Source organism: Streptomyces aurantiogriseus, from assembly GCF_014649375.1.
GTDB classification, from domain to species: Bacteria; Actinomycetota; Actinomycetes; order Streptomycetales; family Streptomycetaceae; genus Streptomyces; species Streptomyces aurantiogriseus.
Genome location: NZ_BMSX01000004.1, coordinates 481,749 through 499,308, shown reverse-complemented (window position 1 = coordinate 499,308; position 17,560 = coordinate 481,749). Strand labels below are relative to the sequence as shown.

General features: G+C 71.4%; 15 protein-coding genes. 9 read left to right on the top strand and 6 right to left on the bottom strand.

The features are described 5' to 3' along the window. The first annotated feature begins 232 nt into the window (after positions 1–232). The 4 genes from IE263_RS49475 (at position 233) to IE263_RS11755 (ending at position 3,083) form a co-directional block, all read left to right on the top strand. Positions 233–361 (top strand): hypothetical protein, encoded by a 129-nt coding sequence (locus IE263_RS49475; protein ID WP_268256013.1) that lies wholly within the window; start codon positions 233–235, stop codon positions 359–361. Then, complete coding sequence (locus IE263_RS11765; RefSeq protein WP_189935130.1) at positions 358–1,587, top strand: NAD(P)/FAD-dependent oxidoreductase; 1,230 nt, start codon at positions 358–360, stop codon at positions 1,585–1,587. The genes IE263_RS49475 and IE263_RS11765 overlap by 4 nt, the downstream gene beginning before the upstream one ends. Before the next feature lie 135 nt (positions 1,588–1,722). Continuing rightward, positions 1,723–2,619, top strand: coding sequence for an RNA polymerase sigma-70 factor (locus tag IE263_RS11760; RefSeq protein WP_189935128.1), 897 nt, complete (start codon positions 1,723–1,725; stop codon positions 2,617–2,619). A 59-nt stretch (positions 2,620–2,678) separates the two neighbouring features. Further along, the gene (locus tag IE263_RS11755) at positions 2,679–3,083 is read left to right on the top strand and encodes a hypothetical protein (RefSeq protein WP_189935126.1); all 405 of its coding nucleotides are present in this window, start codon (positions 2,679–2,681) and stop codon (positions 3,081–3,083) included. Between the two features lie 15 nt (positions 3,084–3,098). Here the strand turns inward: IE263_RS11755 and IE263_RS11750 are convergent, their stop codons facing one another. Continuing rightward, positions 3,099–4,604 (bottom strand): CehA/McbA family metallohydrolase, encoded by a 1,506-nt coding sequence (locus tag IE263_RS11750; RefSeq protein ID WP_189935124.1) that lies wholly within the window; start codon positions 4,602–4,604, stop codon positions 3,099–3,101. Positions 4,605–5,015: 411 nt separating this feature from the next. Here IE263_RS11750 and IE263_RS11745 point away from each other — a divergent pair, with 411 nt between their 5' ends. From IE263_RS11745 to IE263_RS11735, 3 genes are all read left to right on the top strand, one after another. After that, the gene (locus IE263_RS11745) at positions 5,016–5,882 is read left to right on the top strand and encodes an LLM class F420-dependent oxidoreductase (protein ID WP_189935122.1); all 867 of its coding nucleotides are present in this window, start codon (positions 5,016–5,018) and stop codon (positions 5,880–5,882) included. A 68-nt stretch (positions 5,883–5,950) separates the two neighbouring features. Beyond that, the gene (locus IE263_RS11740; protein WP_189935120.1) at positions 5,951–8,563 is read left to right on the top strand and encodes a bifunctional FO biosynthesis protein CofGH; all 2,613 of its coding nucleotides are present in this window, start codon (positions 5,951–5,953) and stop codon (positions 8,561–8,563) included. Positions 8,564–8,635: 72 nt separating this feature from the next. Further along, positions 8,636–9,214 carry a hypothetical protein gene (locus IE263_RS11735; RefSeq protein WP_189935118.1) on the top strand — a complete coding sequence of 193 codons (579 nt, stop codon included), beginning with the start codon at positions 8,636–8,638 and terminating at the stop codon, positions 9,212–9,214. Here the strand turns inward: IE263_RS11735 and IE263_RS11730 are convergent, their stop codons facing one another. Together IE263_RS11730 and IE263_RS11725 are read right to left on the bottom strand one after the other, a co-directional pair. Continuing rightward, positions 9,215–9,736 (bottom strand): DUF2165 domain-containing protein, encoded by a 522-nt coding sequence (locus IE263_RS11730; protein WP_189935116.1) that lies wholly within the window; start codon positions 9,734–9,736, stop codon positions 9,215–9,217. A gap of 132 nt (positions 9,737–9,868) precedes the next feature. Continuing rightward, entirely contained in the window at positions 9,869–10,492 is a 624-nt protein-coding gene (locus IE263_RS11725) for a DUF4352 domain-containing protein (protein ID WP_189935114.1), read from the bottom strand. A 386-nt stretch (positions 10,493–10,878) separates the two neighbouring features. On the opposite strand from IE263_RS11725, the gene IE263_RS11720 reads away from it, so the two are divergent. Further along, entirely contained in the window at positions 10,879–11,997 is a 1,119-nt protein-coding gene (locus IE263_RS11720) for an ADP-ribosylglycohydrolase family protein (protein WP_189935383.1), read from the top strand. 3 nt (positions 11,998–12,000) lie between these two features. Here the strand turns inward: IE263_RS11720 and IE263_RS11715 are convergent, their stop codons facing one another. Together IE263_RS11715 and IE263_RS11710 are read right to left on the bottom strand one after the other, a co-directional pair. Further along, a complete protein-coding gene (locus IE263_RS11715) occupies positions 12,001–13,572 on the bottom strand; it encodes a sodium:solute symporter family protein (RefSeq protein ID WP_189935112.1) in 1,572 nt (523 codons plus the stop codon). Positions 13,573–13,744: 172 nt separating this feature from the next. Beyond that, positions 13,745–14,530 carry an SDR family oxidoreductase gene (locus tag IE263_RS11710; protein WP_189935110.1) on the bottom strand — a complete coding sequence of 262 codons (786 nt, stop codon included), beginning with the start codon at positions 14,528–14,530 and terminating at the stop codon, positions 13,745–13,747. 95 nt (positions 14,531–14,625) lie between these two features. On the opposite strand from IE263_RS11710, the gene IE263_RS11705 reads away from it, so the two are divergent. Then, positions 14,626–15,540 (top strand): hypothetical protein, encoded by a 915-nt coding sequence (locus tag IE263_RS11705; protein ID WP_189935108.1) that lies wholly within the window; start codon positions 14,626–14,628, stop codon positions 15,538–15,540. 69 nt (positions 15,541–15,609) lie between these two features. On the opposite strand, the gene IE263_RS11700 is transcribed toward IE263_RS11705, so the two are convergent. After that, positions 15,610–17,490: a DUF8823 domain-containing protein gene (locus tag IE263_RS11700; protein ID WP_189935106.1), complete on the bottom strand. Its 1,881-nt coding sequence runs from the start codon at positions 17,488–17,490 to the stop codon at positions 15,610–15,612. Positions 17,491–17,560: the final 70 nt, after the last annotated feature.

Sequence of the window (17,560 nt, the reverse complement as noted above, 5' to 3'; positions counted from 1 at the left end):
CACCGCGCACCGCGCACCGCGCACCGCGCACCGCGCCGTCGACCTCGGCACGCCGAACATGGCGCGATCTGTTGGACGGTCTTCTCCCGCTCGTCGTAGAGCCGTTGGGCGAGTGCGGTCCGGTCCGCGGTGAGCTTCGGCCGGAACCTGTGGAGTGATCTGCCTCACATGCTGTCACAGCGATCAGTCGCGCGGTGTCTTGAGGCCGACCCCTTGAGACAGAGGAGACAGCATGACCGAGGAGATCGAGGCGGCGGTCGTGATCGGCGGCGGATACGCGGGTGTCGGTTCCCGTCAGCGATCGGGGTGCTGTTCCGCTCAGTTCACCGGGAGCAACCGAGCCGACAGGAGCAACTCGTGAAGCACCGCATCGTCGTCCTCGGCGCCGGCTATGCCGGGGCCTACGTGGCCGGGACCCTGGCCCGCCGGCTGTCCCCGGCGGACACCGAGATCACCGTGGTCAACGCCGAGCCGGACTTCGTCCAGCGGCTGCGGCTGCACCAGCTCGCGGCCGGCCAGGAGATCGAGGCTCCACAGCTCGCCGACGTCTTCGCGGGCACGGGGATACGGCTGCGCCTGGCCCGTGTCACCGCCGTCGACCCCGAGCGCCAGGTCGTCGCCGTGACCGACGCCGACGGCGGCGGCGAACTCGGCTACGACACGCTTCTCCACGCGCTCGGCAGCCACGTTGCCGACGGCGGCGTCCCCGGCGTGGCCGAGCACGCCTTCGACGTCACCGGCCGGCCGTCGGCGCTGCGCCTGCGCGAGCGCCTGGACAGCCTGGGCAGGCGGGCCGAAGGCGGGAGTGTGCTGGTCGTCGGCGACGGGTTGACCGGCATCGAGACCGCCACCGAGATCGCCGAGTCCCGGCCCGGCCTGTCGGTGACATTGGTCGCCCGCGGCGAGTTGGGCGCCCGGCTCTCCGCCGGAGCCCGCGGTCACCTGCGCCAGGCCTGCGACCGGCTGGGCATCACCGTCCGGGAGCGCACCAGCGTCGAAGTTGTCGAAGCGACGCGGGTGCTGTGCGCCGACGGCACCGCCCTGGCGTCCGACGCGACCGTGTGGACGGCCGGGTTCGCGGCCGGCCCCATCGCCGCCGCCGGCGGGCTGGAGGTCACCGAGAACGGCCGGATCGTCGTCGACCGCACCATGCGGTCCGTCTCGCACCCGAACGTCTACGCAGCCGGTGACAGCGCCCACGCCATCGGCGACAACGGCCGCCCGCTGCCGATGTCCTGCGCTTCGGCCGGCTACACCGGCCGGCAGGCCACGGACGCGATCGTGGGACGCCTGACCGGCCGCAAGATCCCGAACACCAGGCTGGAGTACCTGGGCAACCACATCAGCCTCGGGCGGCGGGACGGGATCCTGCAGATGGTCGACGACGAAGCGCAGGCAAAGCCGAAGCACGTGGGTGGCCGGAAGGCCGCGCGGATCAAGGCGGGCATCGTCAGGATGTCGCTGTGGGCCACCTCGCACCCGACCTTCGGCCTGCCCAAGCGCAAGCACCGCCTGGCCGCCGCGCCGGATCTGTCCGTCGAGAACACGGTCCGACCCCTGGAAAACGGAGGAGCCACCCACGGCTGAGAACACCGATGTCGTCGTGCACACCTGACCCCAGGGCGACCACCGCCGGCAACTGCCACAGGCCAAGCACGGCGGGGCGTCGGTCATCGCGGGGCGGGCAGCCTGACCAGGCGATCGAGGGAGAGAGACCGAGGGATGACCGACCACACCACCGACCTGGCGACCGAAGCGTTCGTCGCCCACCGCAACCTGCTGTTCACCGTCGCCTACGAGATGCTCGGATCGGCGGCCGACGCCGAGGACGTCCTCCAGGAGACCTGGTTACGCTGGGTCAAGGCCGACCTGGGACAGGTGAGCGACCAACGGGCGTACCTGGTGCGGATCACGACCCGGCAGGCGCTCAACCGGCTGCGCACCATGAAGCGCCGCCGCGAGGCGTACGTCGGCCAGTGGCTGCCCGAGCCGCTGCTCACGACGCCGGACGTGGCCGAGGACATCGAACTCGCCGAGAGCATGTCGATGGCGATGATGCTCGTCCTGGAAAGCCTTTCCCCGACCGAGCGGGCGGTGTTCCTGCTGCGCGAGGTCTTCGAGGCCGACTACGACGAGATCGCCGAGGCCGTCGGCAAGACCCCGGCGGCCGTACGGCAGATCGCGCACCGCGCCCGTGGGCACGTCGACGCCCGCCGGCCCCGCCGGACGGCCTCTCCGAGTGAGACACGGGCGGCGCTGGAGTCGTTCCAGCGCGCCATCGAGACCGGGAACCCGCAGGACCTCCTCGACGTACTCGCCCCCGATGTCGTTCTGCTCAGCGACGGCGGCGGCGTCAAGCGCGCCGCGCTCAGGCCCGTCATCGGCGCCGAGAAGATCGTCCGCTTCTACCTCGGCGGCTCCGCCAAGGTCGAGGCCACGATCACCTGGGAGCCCACCGTGGTCAACGGCAGCCCAGCACTCGCCGTACACCGCGACGGTGAGCTCGACGGCGTCATGGCCGTCCGTGTCGAGGACGCCCGCATCACCGGCCTCTACTTCGTCCGCAACCCCCAGAAGCTGACCCACGTCACCTCCGAGACCCCGCTCACCCTGCGTTGACGCCAACGGCTCGGACAGCACCCGTTCATCGCCGCACACCACAAGAGGGGGACCACACCATGACCACCCGGATAGCCGTCGCGCCGCGCGGCCTCACCTTCCTCAGGACCGCGATAGCCCTGCAGACCCTGACCCTCTTCTTCCAGGCGGTCACCGCGGGCATGCTGCTGACCTCGTCCCACGGCTATCTGATGCACGACGTCGGATCGAAGGTCATGTACGCCGCCACCATGCTGTACCTGCTCGCCGCGGTCCTGGCCTGGCGCCCGGGCGGCGGATCCCCCCGCCCCGCCCTGTACGCCACCGGCTTCCTCCTTCTCGCCTCGGCGCAGGTCGCGCTGGGCATCGCCCACGTGCCCTCGTTCCACGTCCCCCTGGGCGTGGTGATGTTCGCCCTCAGCACCCTGGCCCTGGTCCAGACGCTGTCCCCGCGCTTGCGGCTGCGCCCCGCTGCCAGGTCGTAGCCGCCTGGTGAACCGCTAGCGGCCCAGGAACACCGGATTCGTGAACGCCGCCAACGCCCCCGGCAGTGGCCCCGCCGCCACCTCGTGCCGTACCTCGGCCCGGACGTACGCCGCGTACGACGGCGTCGTACGCCACTCCACGACCCCCTCGCCCGACACCGGCAACGGGCCGCTCGTGAGCAGCACGCCCTGGTCGGTCACGAAGCGGACCGTGCAGCGGGGTGCGCCCTTCACCTCCAGGCGGACGGTCACCGGGGTGTCCTGTTCGACCGCCAGCCGTTCCCCGATCCCCGCCTGCTCGCCGCGTCCGCCGGTCGCCGTGAAGGTCAGCGACACCTTGCTGGACTCGGCGACGTACGAGCGGCCTGCCCGGATGCCTTCCTGAATCGCGTCCCGGGTCAGGTCGTCGGCCAGGACGACCGTCTGGGGGAGGCCGACCATGTCCGGGTCCCGGTGCGCGTCGCTGTTGCCCATCGCCGGGATCCAGTCCCGTCGTCCCTCCCGTACGCCCGTCACCAGCATCGCGTCCCAGTCCGCGAGGGCGACCTCGTCGTCGGGGGTGTAGGGGCCGTTCCACACCTCGACCGCGTCCGCCTCGCCGAAGCCGAACTTCCAGCCGCAGCCGATGCAGGTGGCGTGCGGGTGGGCGGGGACGACCAGGCCGCCCGCGCGGCGGATCTGGCGGGCGAAGCGGGCGAAGCGGTTGTCACGGGCCCGGTAGCGCCAGTCGACGAAGGTGCCGGGGTCCGTGCCCAGGGCCACGACGTGGCCGGTCCTGGTCGTGACCTCCTCGCCGAGCAGGACCAGGAGGTCGTCGCCGGCCACCTCCGCCCAATGAGCGTGACCCGCGTGCGTGTTGTGCTCCGACGTGTTGATGAAGTCCAGGCCCGCCGCCCGCGCCAGCGCGCCGATCTCCGCCGGTGTGCGGCGGCCGTCCGAGTACCAGGAGTGGAGGTGGCAGTCGCCCCGGTACCAGGCCCGGCCCCGGCCCTTCGCCCGCTCCGGCGGGTACGCCGGCCGGGCGGTCTCGCCCGGCTCGCCGTACGTCAGCGTGATCGTCAGCTCGTACGTCAGGCCCTGCGGTGCCACCGTGTAGGGGCCCAGCACCACATGCCACGTGCCCTGGCGCACCGGACCGGCGAGGTACCCCGGCGTCGCCTCGTCCGCCCGGATGAAGAACTCCGTGCGGGCGCCCCCGGACCAGCCCCGGAAGCCCTTCCCGCCCAGCTCGGTGCCCCGTTCGTCGAAGATGCCGATGTCGAGCGCGTTGCCGGGTGTGCCGGCGGGGACTGAGGGGCGGTCGTAGGTGTACGCGACCCGCAACTCCCGTACTCCTGAGGGGACTTCGACGGGTACGTACACGAAGTCGGGCGACCCGGTGGGCAGGGTGCCCCGTACGGTCTTCGTCTGCTGCTCCTGGCCCGCGGCCGACGCGAAGCTCACGCTGGAGAGCGTAAGCGCGGCGGCGGCACCCGTCACGAACAGCGCGCGTCTTCCGATCCTTGCGTCGTCGTCACACATGCCCGCAACCGTTCCCCGCGGATGTGAACTCCCAACGAAGGGAAGGAAATCGACGGGCGTCGGAAGGAGGGGAGGCACAGTGGCGAGACGTACCCCACCAGCGGCGTCGGGCCGCTCGCGAGCGCCCTGTTCGGGTGCCTGGTGCTGTGGGTGAGGTGCGCGGTGCCGCTGGGCTGGGCGACGGTGCGCTGGTGGCCGGGGCGCCGGGACCGGTTCGCGGCCCACTGCCGCCGTCTCCCGCCGCACCCGGCCGAGCGAGCCCTCGAGGCCGTGCGCGCCCGCCGCCGCCCGTGAGCGCGCTCACCGCCGCCCCTCATTGATGCCGACCGGTCGGTATGGACAGGCGGCCGTTCCGAAGGTACAGATGAGGGCGACGACACCCGCGTCGCCGCGTCGGACGAAAGGCCCTCCATGCGCATCGCCGTCACGATCTTCCTCACCGACGAGACGATCACCCCGACCCGCCTCGCCCGTGAGCTGGAGGAGCGCGGGTTCGCCGGGCTCTACCTGCCCGAGCACACGCACATCCCGGTGGAGCGGACCACGCCCTACCCCGCGGGCGGCGACCTGCCGCGCGAGTACGGCCGTACCCTCGACCCCTTCGTCGCCCTCGGCCAGGCGGCGGCCGTGACGGAGCAGCTCGGCCTCGGCACCGGCATCACGCTCGTCGCCCAGCACGACCCGATCGACCTGGCGAAGCAGATCGCGACCGTCGACCACCTCTCCGGCGGGCGGCTCACGCTCGGCCTCGGCTACGGCTGGAACGTCGAGGAGGCCGCCGACCACGGCGTCGAGTGGCGTACGCGCCGTGAACTCGTCCGGGACCGGATGGCGTTGATGCGCGCCCTGTGGTCGGAGGAGCCGACGGCGTACGCGGGGGAGTTCGGCTCCGTCCGCGCCAGCGAGGCCCACCCCAAGCCCGTACAGAAGCCGCGCGGCCCGGTCGTCGGCCCCCGCACCCTGATCGGCGGGGCGGCCGGCCCCAAGCTGTTCTCCCACATCTGCGAGTACGCCGACGGCTGGCTGCCCATCGGCGGGCGCGGTCTGTCCGAGTCCCTGCCCGCCCTGCGCGCGGCCTGGGCCGACGCCGGCCGCGACCCGGGCGCGCTCCAGGTCGTCCCGTACGCCGTCCACCCGTCCCCGGGCAAGCTCGCGTACTACGCCGAACTGGGCATCGAGGAGGCCGTGGTGCAGCTGCCGCCGGCGGGGGAGACGGAGGTGCTGCGGCTGCTGGACGAGTACGGCGGGTATCTCGCCGGTACCAGTGACACCGTGTGATGACTGCTGGTGACGGACGAATCGGGCACCCTGGTCGGCCCTGATCAGCTCGAACGTATCCTCAAAGGATGACGACTTCCGCGACCTCCGGAACCGGCCCCGCCGACCGCCCCGGCGGCACCGGCCCCACCGAGAGCTCCCTGCGTCGCGCCCTCAAACGTGCCCGGGACGGCGTCGCCCTCGACGTCTCCGAGGCGGCGGTCCTGCTCCAGGCGCGCGGCGCGCATCTGGAGGACCTGGCCGCGTCCGCCGCCCGGGTGCGGGACGCGGGCCTGGAGGCGGCCGGCCGCCCCGGCGTCATCACCTACTCGAAGAGCGTCTTCATCCCCCTCACCCGGCTGTGCCGGGACAAGTGCCACTACTGCACGTTCGTCACCGTGCCGGGCAAGCTGCGGCGCGCCGGGCACGGGATGTTCATGTCCCCCGACGAGGTCCTCGACATCGCCCGCAAGGGCGCGGCCCTCGGCTGCAAGGAAGCCCTGATCACCCTCGGCGACAAGCCCGAGGAGCGGTGGCCCGAGGCGCGCGAGTGGCTCGACGCGCACGGCTACGACGACACGATCGCCTACGTCCGCGCCATCTCGATCCGCATCCTCGAGGAGACGGGCCTCCTCCCTCACCTCAACCCGGGTGTGATGACCTGGACCGACTTCCAGCGCCTCAAGCCCGTCGCGCCCAGCATGGGCATGATGCTGGAGACCACCGCCACCCGCCTGTGGTCCGAGCCCGGCGGCCCGCACCACGGCTCCCCGGACAAGGAACCCGCCGTACGCCTGCGGGTCCTGGAGGACGCCGGCCGCTCCTCCGTCCCCTTCACCTCCGGGATCCTCATCGGCATCGGCGAGACGTACGAGGAGCGCGCGGAGTCCCTGTTCGCGCTCCGCAAAATCTCCCGTGCCTACCACGGCGTCCAGGAACTGATCATCCAGAACTTCCGCGCCAAGCCGGACACCGCGATGCGCGGCATGCCCGACGCGGAACTCGACGAACTGGTCGCCACGGTGGCGGTGGCCCGCCACATCATGGGCCCGAGCGCCTGCCTCCAGGCCCCGCCGAACCTCGTCGACAGCGAGTACGAACGCCTCATCGGCGCCGGTATCGACGACTGGGGCGGTGTCTCCCCCCTCACCATCGACCACGTCAACCCCGAGCGCCCCTGGCCGCAGATCGAGGAGCTGGCCGCGCGCTCGGAGGCGGCCGGCTTCGCGCTGCGGGAACGTCTGTGTGTGTACCCGGAGTTCGTCACGCGCGGCGAACCCTGGCTCGACCCGCGCCTCCTGCCCCACGTCCGCGCCCTCGCCGACCCGCGGACGGGCCTGGCGCGGCCCGACGCCGTGGTCGAAGGCCGTCCGTGGCAGGAACCGGAGGAGGCGTTCGAGGCCTCCGGCCGTACGGACCTGCACCGCACCATCGACACCGAGGGCCGTACGACCGACCGCCGTGACGACTTCGACGAGGTGTACGGCGACTGGGGCGCCCTGCGCGAGGCCGCCGCCCCCGGCATGCGGCCGGAGCGCATCGACACCGACGTACGCGAGGCCCTGCGCACGGCGGCCGACGACCCGACGCGGCTCACCGACGCCGAGGCCCTGGCCCTCCTCCACGCGGACGGCCCCGCCCTGGACGCCCTCACCCGTGTCGCGGACGATGTCCGGAAGTCGGCGGTCGGCGACGACGTCACCTACATCGTCACCCGCAACATCAACTTCACCAACGTCTGCTACACGGGCTGCCGGTTCTGCGCCTTCGCCCAGCGCCGCACGGACGCCGACGCCTACACCCTCTCCCTGGACCAGGTCGCCGACCGCGCCCAACAGGCCTGGGACGTGGGCGCGGTGGAGGTCTGCATGCAGGGTGGCATCCACCCCGACCTGCCGGGCACGGCGTACTTCGACATCGTGAAGGCGGTGAAGGAGCGCGTCCCCGGCATGCACGTCCACGCGTTCTCGCCCATGGAGGTCGTGAACGGCGCCACCCGCACCGGTATGTCCGTCCGCGAGTGGCTGACGGCCGCGAAGGAGGCCGGCCTCGACTCCATCCCCGGCACGGCGGCGGAGATCCTCGACGACGAGGTGCGGTGGATCCTCACCAAGGGCAAGCTGCCGACGGCCACCTGGATCGAGGTCGTCACGACGGCGCACGAACTGGGCATCCGCTCGTCGTCGACGATGATGTACGGCCATGTGGACCAGCCGAGGCACTGGCTGGCCCACCTGCGCACCTTGGCCGGGATCCAGCAACGCACGGGCGGCTTCACGGAGTTCGTGACGCTTCCCTTCATCCACACGAACGCGCCGGTGTACCTGGCGGGCATCGCGCGCCCCGGCCCGACGACCAGGGACAACCGGGCGGTCACGGCGATGGCCCGTCTGCTGCTCCACCCCTGGATCCCGAACATCCAGACCAGCTGGGTGAAGCTGGGCACGGAGGGCGCGGCGGAAATGCTCCGCTCCGGCGCGAACGACCTCGGCGGCACCCTCATGGAGGAGACCATCTCCCGTATGGCGGGCTCCTCCTACGGCTCCTACAAGTCCGTCAAGGACCTGATCGAGGTGGCGGAGGCGGCGGGCCGCCCGGCGAAGCCCCGCACGACCCTGTACGGCGAGGTCCCGGAGGAACGGCGGAAGGCGGCGGCGGCCTCGGACGGGCATCTGCCGGAGCTGTTGCCGGTGCTGGACTGAGGGCCGGGCAACAGGCGCCTCACAGTACGATGATCCGACCCCCGGTATCGGGGCTGGAGACTGAGGAGATGCGTGCCCGTGGCTGCCCGACGGCTTCCCTCGTGGGCCTGGGTCACCGGTCTGACGACCGGCGCGATCGCGGCGGTCGCCGTACTGACGGTGCAGGCCGACAAGGGCCCGCATCCGACGGCGACGGCCGCCAGGCCGACCGCGTCAGCCACGGCGGGTGCGGGTTCGAAGCCCTCGCCGTCCCCCTCCGCGGCTCCGGCGGCGCCCGTCCCGGACGGCTCGGGCACGGGCCGCCGTATCGTCTACTCGCTGGAGCAGAAGCGGGTCTGGCTGGTCGACGCGGACGACGAGGCCCGTCGCACCTTCGTCGTCTGGCCGGGCACCGTGAACCCCGACCCGGGCCGCTACACGGTGTCCCTGCGCAAGGACGCCACCACGGGCTCGGACGGAGTCCAGATCGAGCACATCATCTACTTCTCGGCCAAGTCGGGCGTCAACATAGCCTTCTCCAACGCGGTCGACGGCTCGTCCCCGCCGCCGGCCTCGGGTGCCCGGACCGGCGGTATCCGCATGGCCAAGGCCGACGGCTCGGCGCTGTGGGCGTTCGGGGCGACGGGGACGAACGTACGGGTGGTCGAGTAGTCAGTCGCTGTCCTCGGCCGACCGGCCGAGCGGCAGATACTGCACGATCAGCACGATCCCGCTGAAGACGAACACCCGCGTCGCCGCGTCCAGTCCGTTCCAGTCCCCGGACTGCCACATCGCGAACCACTCCCCGCCGATCGCGATGAACCCGCCCCCGAACAGCAGCATCAGCATGAGCAGCCCGTACGTGGACACGCGCCGGGCGCGTCCCAGGTCCCGCCGTATCCAGAACCACGTCCCGGCGATCAGCACCAGCGCGGCGACGGTCTCCCAGACGATGATCGCGACGTATGCCGCGTCCTGAAGGCCCTTGCTCGTGATCGCCCGCCACATCAGGTCGTCGTCCTTGAACGTCGTGTCCATGGCGAGGACATGTCTCACGAACTGCTGGTTGGTCCCGAAGTCGGTGATGTTCCCGAAGGCGACGAGAGCGGTGTAGAGGGCGACGGCGGCGGTGAGGAGGGTGGCCGTCAGCGTGACGGCGCGGGCAGTTGGGGCAGTTGAGGCTGTTGAGTTCATGGCAGTCATGGTGGAAGGTCTGCCCGCGACGGCCGTCCCCTCCCGCACACATCGCGCCAGAAATGGCGGAAGCCCCGCCGCGGGCGGTATCCGCGGCGGAGCCGGGGTCACCGGGCACTGTTCGTACCGGGATCAGGAGACCTCGGTGCGTACGGAGTCGCCCAGGAGGCCGTCGGTGTAGGTCACGTACTTCGGGGTGAAGGTGCCCTTGCCGGTGACGGTGCCGGAGACGTTCTCGCCACGGGCGAGGGTGACGGTGTCGATCTGGTTCTCGTCGACGGCGAGTTCGGCGGTGTGCTTGGTGCCGTCCGTGTCGGTGATCGTGAAGTACAGCGGGTTCACGTCGATCTGCTCGTCACCGTTGTTGGTGATCGTGACGAGGACGCTGGTGTAGTCGCCGCCGTCGGCGAGGATGCTCTTCGCGAACGACGTCTTCTTCGCCGTGACGGCGACGGGAGACTTCTCCTCCGGTTCCTCCTCGGCCGGCGGCTCGTCCTTCTGCGGCGCCGTGTCCTTCTCCTGGGCGGCGGCGGGGGCGCTGCTCCCGGCGCCGGTGGTGCCGGCGTCCTCGCTGTCGCCGCCCCCGCCGACGAGGGCGGCGATGATGCCGATGACGACGAACAGGGCGACGACGCCGAGGCAGCCGAGACCGATGATCTTCCCGGCGGGGCTCTTCTCCGGCGGGGGCGGCGGACCCCATCCGGGCTGCTGGGGTGCTCCGAATCCGGGCTGGTGCTGTGGGTACTGCTGGCTCATGGTCTCCCCGAGGCATGAATGACGATGTGTGGGTGTACGACCCGGGATGAAGTCGTGCGGTTGCGGCGATTGGGGAGATTCACCCGAACGTGAGGTTCTGGGCAGAGGTACTCCTGGAACCCGGCCCAGCCCGGCCAGAAGCCCGGCCAGAAGCCCGGCCAGCCCAGCCCACCCGGCCTGGCCCGGCCCGCCGCACTCGTCGTCCGTTCGTCCGTCTCCACCGGCCCTCCACCAGGCCTCCACCCCGCAGTCCCGGCACAGAGCGGGCCCAGAGGGGGCATAGTGGCCGCCGCGGAGACACCCGCGTCGCTCGCCCCTCAACGCCCCGGCCTCCGTCGATTACAGTGGCGATCGTCGTACGTACGGACGGTGCCCGGGAGGACATGGTGGGTGCGACAGCCGGCGCCGTCTGGGGCCGTACCGAACAGCAGGACTTCCGTAGCCGGGTGCGGGGCACGTTGCTGGGCGCGGCGGTGGGAGACGTGCTCGGGGCTCCCGTCGACGGGCTGGGACTGGAGGAGATCCGGCAGGCGCACGGGCCCGAGGGGCTCGTCGACCTCGCCCCCGCCTACGGCCGCCGGGGCGCCGTCACGCATCTCACCCAGCTCACCCTCTTCACCGTGGACGGCCTCATCCGCGCCCAGGTCCGCCGGGACACCGGCGCCTGGCATCCGCCGACCGATCTGCACCGGGCGTATCTGAGATGGGCGGCCACCCAGCGCGACTGGGGCCCCGACCTGCGTCGCAAGGACGACGGCTGGCTGGCCCGCGAGGAGTGGCTGTACGCCCGCCGGGACCCGGCCCGCGCCCTGCTGCTCGGGCTCGGCGACGACATGATGGGCACGCTGGAGGCGCCCAAGAGCCCGGGCGAGACCGGGCCGGAGGCCACCGCCCGTTCGGCGCCCTTCGGGCTGCTCGTCGGCTGGGAGCCGCAACTCGTCGCCCAGCTCGCCGTCGAGTGCGCGGCCCAGACCCACGGCCACCCGACGGCGTACCTCTCGGCGGGCGCGTACGCGGTGACCGTGCACGCGCTGGCCCGTGGCGAGAGTCTCGACGGCGCGGTGCAGCGGGCGCTCGCCCTGCTGGCCGCGCGACCGGGGCACGAACCGGTGTCGGAGGCGCTGCAGCACGCGCTGGGCGCCGTACGGCAGGGGCTGCCCGGGCCGACGAGGGTGGAGGAACTGGCGGGGCGGGGGACCGCGGAGGGTGTGCTGGCTGCCGCCGTCTACTGCGCGCTCGTCGCGGAGGACGTCCGCCACGGTCTGCGCCTCGCCGTGAACCACGGCGCGCCCTCCGCCTCCACCGGCGCCCTGGCCGGCGGTCTGCTCGGTGCCCTGCACGGCGAGACGGCCCTCCCGCCGGCCTGGCTGGCCGAGCTGGAGGGCCGCCCCACGATCCTGGAACTGGCCGACGACTTCGCGATGGAGATGACCCAGGGCCCGGCCCTGCACGGCCCCGCGGGGGCGTCACCGGGATGGATGGCCCGCTATCCGCGGGGTGCCTAGGTCCTAGTCCTTGACCGGTGCGGGCATCGCGTCCCGAGGTTCCGGTGCCGCGGCCGCCGCACCCGAGGAGTCGCCGTCCCCGTCCGAGTTGATCCGGTCGATGATCGCCAGCCGCTCCGGGGTGTCCTCCGGCTTCACGAAGCCGACCAGGATGTACAGGACCAGGGACACCGCCAGCGGCACCGACACCTGGTACTGCAGCGGCACCCCGCCCTCGACGTTCCAGTTGATCGGGTAGTTGACCAGCCAGAAGGCCAGCAGGCCCATCGACCAGCTCACCAGGGCGGCCGTCGGGCCGGAGCGGCGGAACGGGCGCAGCAGGCCGAGCATCATCGGGATGGCCATCGGGCCCATCAGGCCGGCCACCCACTTGATCACGACGGTGATGATGTCCTTGAACGCGGGCGAGTTGACCTGCGTGGCCGCCGCCATGGACAGGCCGAGGAAGACGACCGTCGCGATCCGGGCCACCCGCAGGCCCTGGCCCTGGCTCCACGTCCGTGCCCTGGGCCACACCACCGGCGCGCAGTCCCGGGTGAAGACGGCGGCGATGGCGTTGGCGTCGGAGGAGCACATGGCCATCGTGTGGGAGAAGAAGCCGACGATGACCAGGCCCAACAGGCCGTGCGGCAGCAGCTGTTCGGTCATCAGGGCGTAGGAGTCGGAGCCGTCCGGCTTCTGGGACTCCACCAGCAGCGGCGACATCCACATCGGGAAGAACAGGACCAGCGGCCATACCAGCCACAGCGCCGCCGACAGCCGCGCGGACCGCTCGGCCTCCTGCGGGGTGGGCGTGGCCATGTAGCGCTGGGCCTGGTTGAGCATGCCGCCGTTGTACTCGAAGAGCTTGATGAACAGGAACGCCATGAGGAAGACCACGCCGTAGTCGGCGACCAGCGGCTTCTCGTGGCCCTGCAGCGCCGGTTCGTCCCACGCGCTGACGGGTCCGAGGCCCTTGTCACCGAGTTCCATCAGGACCGCGACGAACATCGCGATGCCGGCGAGAAGTTGGATGACGAACTGGCCCAGCTCCGTGAGCGCGTCGGCCCACAGGCCGCCGATCGTGCAGTAGACGGCGGTGATGGTGCCGGTGATGAGGATGCCCTGGTTCAGCGAGATGCCGGTGAACACCGACAACAGGGTCGCGATGGCGGCCCACTTGGCGCCCACGTCCACGATCTTCAGCAGCATCCCGGACCAGGCCAGCGCCTGCTGCGTCTTCAGGTCGTACCGGTTCTTCAGGTACTCCAGCGGGGAAGCGACATGGAGACGTGAGCGGAGCCGGTTGATGCGGGGCGCGAACAGTTTGGAGCCGATGGCGATACCGAGGGCGATGGGGAAGGACCAGGTGACGAAGGAGGTGACGCCGTAGGTGTAGGCGATGCCGGCGTACCCGGTGAACATCACCGCGCTGTAGCCCGACATGTGGTGCGAGATGCCGGACAGCCACCACGGCATTTTGCCGCCCGCGGTGAAGAAGTCGCTGACGTTGTCGACCCGTTTGTGGGACCAGACGCCGATGGCGACCATCACGCCGAAGTAGCCGATGAGCACGGCCCAGTCGAGACCGTTCATGTGCCCCCTTCCAGGGTCCGCCGCCAGGGTCAGGCATGTGAACTCTGAGTTCGGTGGCATGCCCGCGGCAAGCAAGCGGAAGGTCAAGAGCACGCAAAAAAGTTCTCCGTGGTGACCTGAGTTCATGAATCTGAACAGCTACCCGGAGTGGAAGTTGGCTGGAATCAGCCCCTCATCGCATCAACTCCCCGGCATTGACCAGCAACGACTGCCCGGTGATCGCCCGCGCCCGGTCCGAGGCGAGAAACACGGCCGCATCGGCCACGTCCCCGTCCGTGGCCAGCTCGGGCAGCGCCATCCGCTCGGCCAGCCGGCCCAGGACGACCTCCTCCGACACCCCCTCCGTCGCCGCCGTGAACTGCACGTACGCCCGCACCGGCGGCCCCCACATCCACCCCGGCAGCACGGTGTTCACCCGGATCCGGTACGGCCCGAGCTCGCGCGCCAGCGAGTACATCGCGCTGGTCAACGCCCCCTTCGAGGCCGCGTACGCCGCCTGCCGCACCTGTGAGGGGGCCGCCACCGCCGACTGCGTCCCGATGAACACCACCGACCCGCCCCGCGCCTTCAGCCCGTCCAGGCAGGCCCGTGTCATCCGCAGCGACCCCAGCAGGTTCACGTCGAGCACCGACTGCCAGGTCGCGAAGTCCGCGTCCTCCAGCCCGCCGAAGTGGGAGTCCCACGCCGCCACATGCACCACCGCGTCGATCCCCCCGAACCGCTCCCGCGCCAGCCCCGCCAGCGCCGCGCACTGCCCCTCGTCGGTGATGTCCGTCGCCCGGTACGCCGTGTGCCTGCCGTCCGGATCGATCTCGGCCGCGCTCTTGGCGAGGTTCGCCTCCGTCCGCGCCCCCAGTACCGCGTTCCCGCCGTCCCGTACGACCGCAGCGGCGACCTGGTGACCGAGCCCGGCGCCGACTCCCGAGACGACGACGGTCCTGCCGGTGAGCAGTGACATGACGGCTCTCCTTGACCCTGGCGCATTATCTGACGGAGCGTCAGAGTATGGGCGACCCGCCGAAGAAGAGGAAGAGGAAGAGGAAGGGGAAGGCCATGAGCGAGGAGACCCGGGCGGCGACCCACGGGGAGAACCACGGGGAGACCCGCAGTGAGACGTACGCCGAACTGGCCGCCGTCGGCCCCTACGGGGTCCACCCCGGACACGCCCTGATCACCATGGTCGAACCGCACCCTGGCCACGAGTACGCCTACAACCGCTGGTACGAGGACGACCACTACTACGCCGGCGCGATGGCCATGCCCTGGATGTACGCCGGCCGCCGCTGGGTGGCGACCCGCGACCTCCAACTCCTCCGCCGGCCGGAGAAGTCGGCCGTCGCCGAGCCCGTCACCGCCGGCTGCTACCTCTCCACCTACTGGATCACCGCCGGCCGCTACGACGACCACATGCGCTGGACGGTCGCCATCAACAAGCGCCTCAACCGCGACGCCCGCGTCTACCGCGACCGCACCCACGTCTTCACGGCGTTCCAGGACCACGAGACGACGGTGTACCGGGACGGCGCGGCGGGCCCTCGCGACTTCCACGCCCTGGACCACCCCTACCGGGGCCTGGTCCTCCAGGTCGTCGACTCGGAGTCCCCGCAGCAACGCGCCGGCCTCCTCGAGTGGCTCCGCACCCGCCACCTCCCCAGGCGCCTCGCGGGCTCCCCGACGGCGATGGTGACCGTCTTCCGCCCCACCCCCCTCCCCGGCGACCGCATGACGTACGTCAAGCAGGTCGAGGGCGTCGACACCCGCCTGACCCTGCTGTGGTTCCTGGAGACCGACCCGAGGGAGTGCTGGGAGGACCGCTTCGCGGGCCTCGGGGAGGCGGTGGGGGAGTCGGGGCTGGGGAGGGTGGAGCTGGTGGCGCCGTTCATCCCGACCGTTCCGGGAACGGACACCTATGTCGCCGAGCTGCGGACCACCAGCCCGTCCGGGGGTGCCCCCTCCGGGGGAGTTTGAGGACGAGGCCCGTTCAGGGCCGAAGCGGGGGTCTGGGGGCGGCAGCCCCCAGGCAACGCCCGCCTCGGCTCACTGCAACTCATCGGGACACGGCGTGCCCCGCGGGAACTGATAGGGCGCGGCAAGCCGGTACGTCCCCGCCCGCGGAGCGACCAGCATCGTCCACTGGTCGCCCTCCGCGTCCTCCTCCGTCTCGAACAGGCAGCCGTTGACGTTCTCGTACGTCTTCGGCTCGCCCTCCGCCCGGTCCTTGGAGGCCTGCGTCTCCTGCGGCGGCTTCAGGCTCTTGCCGTCCGCGTCGACGATGCTCAGCCACGGCGAGTACGGGATCCGGATGAGGACCCGCCCGGCCTTCTTCACGTCGATCGTCATCTCGCCCTGCGCCGCCCGCTGCACCACCGCGTTCGGCTCGGCGAGCGAGGCCGGATCCGTCACCCTGAACAGCTGCCAGTTGGCGTCGCCCCAGATCTGCTTCAGGTACGGCAGCCCCCGCTGCACCAGCTCCCGCTCCCGCTGCCCGCCGTCCCCGTCGGGCTCGTCCTTGGGCACGACCACGAAGTGCACGGCCCACCGCTGAAGCCACTCGTGGTAGTTCGCGGAGTTGAGGGTGTCGTCGTAGAAGAGGGGGTTGCGCTTCATGTCGGCCTGCCGGTTCCAGCCGCGGGCCAGGTTGACGTAGGGCGCGAGCGCGGAGGCCTCGCGGTGCGAGCGGGCCGGGACGACCTCCACCCGGCCCTTCTCGGCGCCGACCTCCTGCAACTCGTTCACCAGCGGCGCCAACTCCCGCGCCCAGGACGCCGCCGGCGTCGTACGGACGATGTCGTCGACCGACTTGAAGCCGATCCAGCCGACGAAGACGAGCGAGGACACGACGATCACGTACCACTTGCGGCTGCGCGGCACCGCGAACGGCAGCGCGGCCATCAGCACCACACCCGCGAACAGCATGGCCAGCCGCGTGATGTTGGACCCGATCTGCGAGCTGACGATCCACACCAGCAGCACCGCGAGCCCGTACACGGCCGCCGTGATCCGTACCGTCTTCCAGTCGCGCGGCACGACGGCGTAGACGACCGCCGAGAACAGCAGCGGCAGGGACGCCGAGCCGAACGACATCGGCTGGGTGCCGGAGAAGGGGAACAGCCAGGCGGAGACGGCGACGACGGCGCTCGGGGCGAGCCCCAGCGCCCAGGCGCCCGGCCGCCGCTTCTGCAGGAACATCGCGACGGCCACCAGCCCCACGAAGAGTCCCGCGACCGGTGACCCCATGGTGGCGAGCGCGGCGAGCGGCGCCGCGCACAGCGCCTTCGCCCACCGCTTGTAGCGCCAGCGGTGCGGCCAGCAGAACACGACGGCGACCGCGGCCAGCGCGAACATGTTGCCCAGCCCGAACGTCACCCGCCCCGAAGCCGCGTTGCACAGCAGCGCGAAGACCCCCGCCAGCGCCGGCCACACCGGGTTCCGCACCGGCCGGCAGCGCAGCAGGGTCAGCGTCAGCAGCCCCGCCGACAGCGTTCCGGCGATCATCATCGTCGTACGGACACCGAGGACGGACATCAGATACGGCGACACCACGCTGTACGACACCGGATGCATACCGCCGTACCAGGCGAGGTTGTACGCGGAGTCGGGGTGCCGGCCGACGAACTCGGCCCACGCGTCCTGTGCCGCCAGATCCCCGCCGCTGTTCGCGAACGCGAAGAACCAGATGAGGTGCAGTACGCCGGACAGGGCCGTCATGGAGAGTACGAGATGCCGCCGGAGCCACTCACCCGCCCGGCGGGCGACGGCTCTCACGCGGGACGCCTCGGCGACGGCTTCCCGCCCACCCGTCGGAGGGGCGGGGTCGCGGTCGTGGTCACCGGACTGCGGCGCGGGCACGTGTACCCGCGGGCCGGTGTCCGGGCCCGGACCGGTGTCGTCGGTGCGTGTCGGCTCCGCAGTGGCCACCTGAAGGCACTCCCCGTGTCCCGTCTTCTGCTCTCGGTCGCGTCCCGTTCGCGCCCGCTTCACGGCCGCG

What these genes read in the sequence shown, in the direction of transcription:
- IE263_RS49475 (WP_268256013.1), top strand. Translation starts at nt 233, where the DNA reads ATGACCGAGGAGATCGAGGCGGCGGTCGTGATCGGCGGCGGATACGCG.
- IE263_RS11760 (WP_189935128.1), top strand. Translation starts at nt 1,723, where the DNA reads ATGACCGACCACACCACCGACCTGGCGACCGAAGCGTTCGTCGCCCAC.
- IE263_RS11755 (WP_189935126.1), top strand. Translation starts at nt 2,679, where the DNA reads ATGACCACCCGGATAGCCGTCGCGCCGCGCGGCCTCACCTTCCTCAGG.
- IE263_RS11750 (WP_189935124.1), bottom strand. Translation starts at nt 4,604, where the DNA reads ATGTGTGACGACGACGCAAGGATCGGAAGACGCGCGCTGTTCGTGACG.
- IE263_RS11745 (WP_189935122.1), top strand. Translation starts at nt 5,016, where the DNA reads ATGCGCATCGCCGTCACGATCTTCCTCACCGACGAGACGATCACCCCG.
- IE263_RS11740 (WP_189935120.1), top strand. Translation starts at nt 5,951, where the DNA reads ATGACGACTTCCGCGACCTCCGGAACCGGCCCCGCCGACCGCCCCGGC.
- IE263_RS11730 (WP_189935116.1), bottom strand. Translation starts at nt 9,736, where the DNA reads ATGAACTCAACAGCCTCAACTGCCCCAACTGCCCGCGCCGTCACGCTG.
- IE263_RS11725 (WP_189935114.1), bottom strand. Translation starts at nt 10,492, where the DNA reads ATGAGCCAGCAGTACCCACAGCACCAGCCCGGATTCGGAGCACCCCAG.
- IE263_RS11715 (WP_189935112.1), bottom strand. Translation starts at nt 13,572, where the DNA reads ATGAACGGTCTCGACTGGGCCGTGCTCATCGGCTACTTCGGCGTGATG.
- IE263_RS11710 (WP_189935110.1), bottom strand. Translation starts at nt 14,530, where the DNA reads ATGTCACTGCTCACCGGCAGGACCGTCGTCGTCTCGGGAGTCGGCGCC.
- IE263_RS11705 (WP_189935108.1), top strand. Translation starts at nt 14,626, where the DNA reads ATGAGCGAGGAGACCCGGGCGGCGACCCACGGGGAGAACCACGGGGAG.